At 27.7% G+C, this 1,568-nt stretch carries 2 protein-coding genes; both read right to left on the bottom strand.

Going from position 1 to position 1,568, the window contains the following annotated elements:
* Position 1: 1 nt before the first annotated feature.
* Positions 2-499: a hypothetical protein gene (locus ACH8JV_RS19400; protein WP_396523274.1), complete on the bottom strand. Its 498-nt coding sequence runs from the start codon at positions 497-499 to the stop codon at positions 2-4.
* A gap of 812 nt (positions 500-1,311) precedes the next feature.
* On the bottom strand, positions 1,312-1,568 hold a 257-nt coding region (locus ACH8JV_RS19395), incomplete at its 5' end, for a hypothetical protein (RefSeq protein WP_396523272.1).

Genomic DNA, 1,568 nt, shown 5'->3' with positions numbered 1-1,568 from the left:
ATTATTCATTCACAAAAACAACTAACTTTCCTCCTGGTAAATGACCGTCCCAACCACAGGGAAACCCATCATTTAAATATACTTCTAGAATATCATTCCAAATTTTTGGAAAATAATCATTTGCATAGCATTGAAAAATTATTTCTATATCTCTATACATTAACTCAATTAATAAACAAGAATCCTCATACTCCCATTTTTTGAGTGCTCCATTAAAGTTTTTTATGTGAAAGTCAAAAAAGTTATTTTTTTCTAATTTAGCTGAAATTCTTTGATTCCACTCAAAGCTTTCTGGGAAAACTTCATATGAGTTTGAAACGGTTTCCCATTCATCAAAATTATCAAAACTTGAATTTAAAGCATAATCTCTTCCAATGGTTGCATCATTAATAATATGGTAGTTACCATGCGTTTGAAATTTTCTAGAAAAGAAATTTCCTTTTTCTAAAAAAGCAACAAATGCAGAAGCAGCCTCTAAAACCTCATCCCAGTTTTTCATTATTTACCACTAACATGATTTCTAACAGTTCCTTTCCAATCGCTCATCAAACTGGGCGCTCTTTACCATACGTGTTTTTTTGACCAATAATTACATGATAAGCTTTATTATCTTTTGATAATGTACCATATACAGCTTCCACAATTCTTTTGCCACTCCGATTTTAATCCTAAAGCACCAGTTCGACTCAATTAATTCGATGATCCAACTTAAGTCTTTACTGATATCCCCATAAATAAGACAAATTGTTACAATTGTAATATAATTCTGTTTCTTCATCAAAATACTGAGTTTTGAAACGGACCTTATTCGAAATAGTTTCACTATTTTTTGAAGAAATTAGATTTTGCGCTCTCCTCTTTGGCACTTTAAGCATAGTTCTCATCTTACGCTCGTGCAAAGCCTTGCTTTGCTAAAGTTAACTCACCTCATACTCTACATTCAGATTTCTAATAATTAAATATGTTTGATCCATTGTTTCCTGAGGCTTGCCTAAATAACCGAAGTGATGGAATCATATATAGTCAAATTCTTTACCTGTGTATTTTTATTAAGAGTACTCAACTTACCATTAGGTAATTTATTTTATTTTCAATCTTTTAAAATATTTCAAAAAACTTTAAATATAGCAACACCTCCTTAAATAATTATAATCAAGCTTTAAAAACTTCATATCGAATTTATTTTAAGCGCATTTAACACATCTATAACTTCTGAATTAAAATTAAAATAACTTCTTTTTCTTTATTCAGCTTTATAATTATGATAATTTGCTTTTAAAACTATTAAATAAAATTTAATTAGTAAATTTATCACTTCAACGATCTGCTATAATCTCTCTCCAAAATTTCATTTAACAATTTCTCATACACACAATAATTTCTATTAAAATATATAAAAAATTCATTTAAAAAATTAAATTCCCAATGATCATATATATAGTATAAGTCTATAGAATCTTCATACTTTTCAATGTACACAGAAAATGTAAAACTAATAATATTTTTAGTTTTTTTTAAAAAAAAATCTACCACATACTCATTTTCACTCACATTATCCACATTGGAGA

This window comes from Acinetobacter sp. ABJ_C5_2, from assembly GCF_044538485.1.
Classification (GTDB): domain Bacteria; phylum Pseudomonadota; class Gammaproteobacteria; order Pseudomonadales; family Moraxellaceae; genus Acinetobacter; species Acinetobacter nosocomialis_A.
This window is presented reverse-complemented; position numbering and strand designations above follow the sequence as displayed.

Bases quoted from the DNA above. Each gene is read 5' to 3' on its own strand.
- ACH8JV_RS19400 (WP_396523274.1), bottom strand. From the start codon at position 499: ATGAAAAACTGGGATGAGGTTTTAGAGGCTGCTTCTGCATTTGTTGCT.